5 protein-coding genes are annotated in these 7,299 nt (G+C 45.5%); 1 reads left to right on the top strand and 4 read right to left on the bottom strand.

Features of this window, described 5'->3' with window-relative positions:
- Together VIP81_RS06440 and VIP81_RS06435 are read right to left on the bottom strand one after the other, a co-directional pair.
- The coding region (locus tag VIP81_RS06440; protein ID WP_331957648.1) for a putative porin at positions 1 to 1,300 on the bottom strand (1,300 nt) is incomplete at its 3' end.
- Positions 1,301 to 1,319: 19 nt separating this feature from the next.
- Entirely contained in the window at positions 1,320 to 2,141 is an 822-nt protein-coding gene (locus VIP81_RS06435; protein WP_331957647.1) for a purine-nucleoside phosphorylase, read from the bottom strand.
- Between the two features lie 128 nt (positions 2,142 to 2,269).
- Here VIP81_RS06435 and sucC point away from each other — a divergent pair, with 128 nt between their 5' ends.
- On the top strand, positions 2,270 to 3,481 hold the full coding sequence (gene sucC, locus VIP81_RS06430; RefSeq protein WP_331957646.1) for an ADP-forming succinate--CoA ligase subunit beta: 1,212 nt from the start codon (positions 2,270 to 2,272) through the stop codon (positions 3,479 to 3,481).
- 116 nt (positions 3,482 to 3,597) lie between these two features.
- On the opposite strand, the gene VIP81_RS06425 is transcribed toward sucC, so the two are convergent.
- Positions 3,598 to 4,764, bottom strand: a complete 1,167-nt coding sequence (locus VIP81_RS06425) for a thioredoxin fold domain-containing protein (RefSeq protein ID WP_331957645.1) — start codon at positions 4,762 to 4,764, stop codon at positions 3,598 to 3,600.
- Between the two features lie 230 nt (positions 4,765 to 4,994).
- On the bottom strand, positions 4,995 to 7,299 hold a 2,305-nt coding region (locus VIP81_RS06420), incomplete at its 5' end, for a transglycosylase domain-containing protein (protein ID WP_331957644.1).

Genomic DNA, 7,299 nt, shown 5'->3' with positions numbered 1-7,299 from the left:
CTCCCAAAAGATCATTAATATGCCGGCGTAACATACCATATACCCCATAATCTCCGGCATTTTGCCCCAAGGCATAAAATTCACCGCGGGCAGAGAAATCCCATTTCTGGTTACGGGTTTTGTTTCGGTATTCGCCATGTACAGCCAGGTTAGTGAAATTAATATCGGCATCCAGGAAGGTACCGGTAAGACTTTCAAACCGGGCGCCCACATTAATAAAATGCGCCTGGTTACCCCGTACCGGGAATTGTATCAGGGAGATGTCATTGGAAATCAGCTTCCACTTGTGCCTCGCATTAACGGTATCGCCGGGAGTAAAATTATAGTGCGTGGTATAAAATGCGGTGTCCGGGCTGCTATCGATGAACCCGTAATCATCATTCTGATAATTAAACGTGTACTGCACGCGGAATACCGGCTCGTACCTGTAAATATCCAGGGTATCATTTACATGAATACTGTCGCCCCTGCCCCAGTCGTACTGTTGCTGAATAAGGAATCCGGTTTCCCGGTAACTGGATTTCACCGGCAACGCGCCACCGCCAAAGAAGGCGTATGCCTGAGAAGTGTTATTTCCCAGATTTACGGGCAGCGTTTTACGTTGTTTGTAGTTGGCATCCTGCATTAAAGAATCGTACCTGAGCCCTCCATTCTCCCCACCATTGATCTTATTGTAGTAGAAGCTCATGTAGGTGTGGGCACGCTTGTTTTTGCTCTGATATCGGGCTGTAAACCGGTAAATATCGTGATTGGTATTCTGGGTGCGATAATATCCGGGGGCGTTTATTTTGCGGTAGTCGAAAGCAAAATTGAAACGTTCCGTACGGTTTTGTGTGTGCGACAATCCGATTACCTGTTCCTGTTTGCTGCCTACCAGGTACTGCAGCTCTGTGTAAGGGCGGGTAGTATAGTAAAAGCGGGCATCCTTGTGGGAATTGGAATAAACGTCGTATGAATGAAAACCGGCGTCAAATCCGGGTTTCATAATGGGCGAGTAGATCATATTATACGCAGCGCCACCAGTGTTACCGGTGGTGGTATAATTCGACGGCACTCTCAGGTAGTTGGTTTGAAAGTCAGCTACAGACGAGTCTATTTTATAATAGTTTGGGTCACCGAGGAGCTGATAGGAAATGGTTAGCGTATCCAGCTCATGTTCGTGCTTTCCGGTATCGCGCTGCATTTTACTGCTGCCGCCTCCGCCGCCACCCATATTATTCAGGCGTCCAGAGTTAAACTGGGCCTTTAATTGATTCCCGCAAAAAAACAGCAGGGCTATGAAAATGAAAATTTGCCTCATCCGAAAGTAACAAAAGCGTTTATAGTTGCCGGATTAATTCACTAAAGATAAGTGTTAACTTAGGTTCTGCTGCTTTGGCAGCTGCCAGTACTTCTTCATGGGTAATCACATTTTCTTCCTCTCTGATACCGATATCGGTAATCACACTCATGGCAAATACTTTCAGGCCGGCATGTGCCGCTACAATTACTTCAGGCACGGTACTCATACCTACGGCATCGCCGCCGATGATATGCATGTATTTGTATTCTGCCCTGGTTTCAAAGGTAGGCCCCTGCACGCCTACATATACGCCGCTATGTAAAGATATATTGTTGGCTGCCGCAATTTTACAGGCGGTATCAATCAGTGTTTTGGCGTATGGTTCGCTCATATCCGGGAAACGGGGCCCCAGGGTATCTTCATTTTTACCACGCAGCGGGTGTTCCGGCTGCAGGTTAATATGATCCCGGATAATCATCAGATCGCCCACGTTAAAGGCCGGATTCATGCCTCCGGCAGCGTTGGAAATAAATAATGTATGGATTCCCAGTGCTTTCATCACCCGGACAGGAAAAGTTACCTGTTGCATGGAGAATCCTTCATAAAAGTGAAAACGCCCTGCCATGGCCACTACAGGCTTACCCTGCATGTATCCAAGGATTAATTTACCAGAATGCCCCTCTACCGTAGATTCGGGAAAATGTGGGATGTCGCTGTATGGAATCTCCACACTATCTTCAATTTCAGCGGTCAGGTTACCCAATCCGCTGCCCAATATAATGCCCGCTACCGGCTTGTCCTGCCAAAATTTGCTGATATATTCCCCCGCTGCTGTGATCTTTGCTGTTAGTTCACTCATCTGTTTATACATTAATTAAAAGTCGGATTTAAAAAACAAACCCGCGCAAAGTTATTTTTTAATTCACAAATGACTGCAGTTTTATATTTAAATCATAATGACCTAATTTAGCGGCAAATTTTATTCCGATGAACTTACACGAGTACCAGGCTAAAGAACTGTTGAAAAAATATAATGTACCGGTACAGGAAGGCATCCCGGTGGATACCCCTGAAGCGGCTGCGGAAGCATACAAGCAGCTGAAAGTGCAATTTGGTAATGAATTTGCCGTTGTAAAAGCCCAGATTCACGCGGGTGGACGCGGAAAAGGTAAGATCCGTGGTACGGAACAAAGAGGTGTGGCAGTAGGAAAAAATGCAGAAGATATCAAAACCATAGCAGGTAATATACTGGGCGGTACCCTGGTAACCATCCAAACCGGCGATGCTGGTAAACTGGTGAACAAAGTACTGGTAGCACAGGATGTTTACTATCCAGGCGCTAACCCTGTAAAAGAATTCTACCTGTCTATCCTGCTGGATCGTGCTAAAAGCCAGAATGTTATCATGTACTCCACAGAAGGTGGTATGGATATCGAAGAGGTAGCACACAGCACCCCGGAAAAAATATTTAAAGAGTGGGTAAAGCCAAATATGACCCTGCAGCCTTTCCAGGCACGTAACATTGCTTTCAACTTCGGTTTAAGCGGTGAAGCGTTCAAAAACATGGTGAAATTTGTGACCAACCTGTATAACGCATACGTAGGACTGGATTGCAGCATGCTGGAAATCAACCCGCTGTTCAAAACCAGTGACGAAAAAATCATTGCTGTAGATGCTAAAGTAAACCTGGACGACAACTCCCTGATGCGTCATCCCGACCTGGAAGCACTGCGTGATATTTCAGAAGAAGATCCTACTGAAGTAGAAGCCAGCAAATTTAACCTGAACTTCGTGAAACTGGACGGTAACGTAGGTTGCATGGTAAACGGTGCAGGTCTGGCTATGGCTACCATGGATATGATCAAACTGAGTGGTGGTGAGCCAGCTAACTTCCTGGACGTAGGCGGTACTGCCAACGCACAAACCGTAGAAGCAGGTTTCCGTATCATCCTGAAAGATCCTAAGGTAAAAGCAATCCTGATCAATATCTTCGGTGGTATTGTTCGTTGCGACCGTGTAGCTCAGGGTGTTATCGATGCTTACAAATCTATCGGCAACATCACCGTTCCTATCATCGTACGTTTGCAGGGTACTAATGCTGCCGAAGCAAAAATACTGATCGAAGAAAGTGGTCTGAAAGTACAGTCAGCAATTTTATTAAGCGAAGCTGCAGCTTTGGTAAACAAAGCAGTAGCATAAGGCTGAAAGCATAAAGCAAAAAGCTATTAAAGCGAATGACCTAAGCAGATATTACATCTTCGCTTAGGTCATTCGCTTTAATAGCTTTTTGCTTTATGCTTTCAGCTTTTTCCTGACTAATTCAGCTTTGCCAACTGCTCCTTATAGCTATCAGCTGGTTCACCCATTGCCTGCGCCCTCGCTACGAGCCAGGTAAAATATTTTTTCGCCTGTGCTTTATGGTCTCTTTCCACACACATATAAGCCACGGAACTTAATGCTTCCAGACTGGAATTTTCCGTCAGCGCGGGTTCCGCCCATTTAATATATAATTCTTTCAGAGATGGATCTTTGGTCATATCGCCCCCCAGGTAGAAGGTCATATAGCGGATCCGATTGTTGTCGCGGTCATTGTGCGCAATGGCGAAATCGAGGAAGGCTTTTCCATTTTTGCAGGTCTTATACAGATAGTTTTCAGCATAGTACATCTGTGCTTCGGGCCAGTCAGCTGCACTGTAAATCGTTTGCTGCTTTGCCAAAAAGGTATCAAACGCCTTTTCATCCAGTTCTTTGGGCAAAGCTGCCATATCCTGCCGGAACAATCTTTTAAGAATATTGTCGCTCAGGGCCTTGCCGAAACGGGCATCATAAGTCTCCCTGTTTTTAAGAAAAAACGTTCTATAGTTATCAGGTAAATTACCGGCCACCTGCATTGCTTTAAACACAGATTCTTTGAAAAAGTCTTTCTCCTGCTGCTTTAACAGGTATTCCTTTACTACTTCCGCGTTCGGATACTTCCGGTCTTTTGCGAAAAAGAACGTCGTATAAAATTCCGGATCATCTCTTTTCAGGCTGTTACCGAAGCCTGTCAGGGACTCTCCTCCCTTATATCTTTCAATATTTGTTTGCAGGAACTTCAGGAAATCGGGGACTTCCTGGTAGCCCATGCCCGTATTAATGAGCTTACCCTCTCCGGAAATAATCAGGTAGGTAGGGAATCCGGTCATGAAGTACTTGGCGCACAGCTCTTTTCCGAATTCTTCCTTGAATACATCGTACCCGGTGCATACAAAGTTTTCCTCCATGTATTTTTTCACATCCGGACGTGGAAACACTTTTACTTCCATGTCTTTACAGGCATGGCAGCCTTCGAAATAAGTGTCAATAAAAATGGGTTTATGTTCTTTCCTGGCTTTAGCGGTAAGTGTTGCCCAGGAGCCCTTGATAAATTGGGTACTGTCCTGTGCCAGGGCTGCAAGCGGTAATAGCCCTGCCAATAGCAGTGCTTTAAATGCATACTTCATGGTGCTTTTTTTAATGGTTTGGTGTCATGAAGCTAATAAATAGGACGAGATCACCCGCAGCAGTTTGTTTATTGGCAGATAAAATATATAAGCGGAAGTATTATAGGCGTAAAGCAAAAGGCATAAAGCAAAAAGCTATTGAAGCGAATGATTTTAGCGAAAATAACATTCGCATTGATCATTCGCTTCAATAGCTTTTTGCTTTATGCCTTTAGCTTTATGCTTCCAGATTAATTGTCGTTCTTTTTAGGCGGAGCCGGCATCGTAGCCTTTGGTTTATCTTTCGCCTCGTCTTTCTTCGGTGTAGTGGCCGGAGCGGGTTCCGCTTTCTCTGCACCTGGCGTAGCGAAATCGTTGGCATCACCGGAGCCATAATCATCTGCAGACCCATTACCTACGTTTTCTGATTCCGCGCCTGGTTTCACATTGGATTCATAATTCATGTAGATATCATCCTCACTCATATTCAGCGGAACCGGGAAATGGTCATTCGCGCTGATCTTCAGGGTAGGATCGGCATATACTTTCTGCATAAAATAAGCCCAGATAGGTAACCCGGTGTTGGCACCCTGTCCGATAGCAGTAGTGCTGAAGTGGATAAAGTTATTTTCGCAACCCACCCAGGCACCCGCCAGTATTTTAGGTGTGTATCCCATAAACCAGCCATCAGTATTATCGTTGGTCGTACCAGTTTTACCAGCTATTTCACCCTGGATATTATAACGGGAACGGATACGCGCACCAGTACCACCAGGCGCTACTACCCCTTCCATCATTTTCACCATGGTATAGGATTCTTTTTCACTGATTACTTCACGTTTTACCGGTGCAAATGTTTCGAGAATGTTGCCATTCCTGTCTTCTATGCGGGTAATATAAATAGGTTTGGTATTAATACCTCTTGCAGGGAACATCGTATAGCCCTGCAACAGTTCATACAGGGAAATTTCCACGGCACCCAGAGCAATAGCCGGATACGCAGGGATATCGCTGCTGAAGCCCACTTTATTTTTGGCGAAATCGGCAAATGGTTTGGCGCCAAACTGTTTGATCAGATACGCTGCTACCAGGTTGAGTGACTTAGCCAGTGCGCCTGCCATAGTGATACTGCCACCGGTGCTACCTTCAGAGTTGTGCGGCGTCCAGCCGTTGATGTTGATAGGTTCGTTGGGCAATATGGTGTTAGGCGACATTCCATTCATGATAGCAAAGCAATACAGGAATGGTTTAAATGTAGAACCAACCTGACGGCGGGTTTTAGCAACGTGGTCGTTTTTGAAATAACGGAAATCCGGCCCGCCTACCCATGCTTTTACTTCACCACTTTCCGGATCCATAGCCATAAAGCCGGCCTGTAAAATGGCGCGGGTATATTTGATGGAATCCATGGGCGTCATCACGGTATCTATTTCATTCAGGTCTGGTTCCGTAGAACTTTTCCAGCCAAATACCTTCATGCGGGTAGGCGTATTGAACACCCTGGTAATAGTAGAATCATCGGCTTCTTCCTCTTTCATGGACTTATACCGATCTGATTCTTTCATGAACTGCTCCAGGTATTTAGGCCATTTTTTCCAAACACTGCCGGTTTTAACGTCGTTTTGCGCATTGAGCGATTTTTGCAGCACTGCCAGGTGTTTGGCTACTGCCTCTTCCGCATACAATTGCATTCTTGGGTTGATGGTGGTATATATTTTCAGACCATCCCGGTAAAGGTTGTATTCTGAACCGTCTGATTTTTTATGGTTTTTGCACCAGGTTTTGAGTTCATCACGCAGTACTTCCCGGAAATAAGGGGCCAGTCCTTTGTTGTGATCAATTTTATTGTAGTGCAGTACAATCGGTTTTCCTTTAGCAGATGCTGCTTCTCCCGGGGTGATAAAGCCGGCTTTCTGCATGTTGTCAATCACCGTATTACGGCGTACGAGTGCATATTGCGGATTACGACGGGGATTGTAGATGGTATTTCCCTTCAGCATACCGACTAGTATAGCGGCTTCTTCTATGGATAAATGACCGGCATCTTTGCTAAAAAAGGTTCTGGCGCCGTTTTCTATACCATACACGTTATCTCCGAAAGCCACGGTGTTCAGGTACAAGGTCAGAATTTCCTGTTTGGTAAAGTTTCTTTCCAGTTTTACGGCAATAATCCATTCCTGTATTTTCTGGAAGGCACGGCCTATCGGGTTGCCGGAACGTTGTTTGCCCAGGTTATCTGTTTGCAGGTTCAGGGCCAGCTGTTGCGTAATGGTACTGGAACCACGTTTTTTACCGATCAGCAGGTAAAAAGGGATGGCCAGTGTGCCTTTAGGGTCAATACCGGAATTATCGTAAAACCTGGTTTCTTCGGTGGCTATCAGCGCGTTGATCACATTTTGGGAGATCTCATTATAGTCGCTGCTGGAACGGTCTACCTGGTAGTATTTACCCAGAATGGTACCATCATCCGCAATTACTTCTGCGGCCAGTGCTGCCCGTGGATTTTCCAGTTCTTCCATGGATGGCATACTGCCGATGACACGGAAATTAATGAGT

Source organism: Chitinophaga sp., from assembly GCF_036566945.1.
Lineage (GTDB): Bacteria > Bacteroidota > Bacteroidia > Chitinophagales > Chitinophagaceae > Chitinophaga.
Note: the sequence above shows the minus strand (reverse complement) of the source record. Positions and strands in the feature narration are given on the sequence as shown.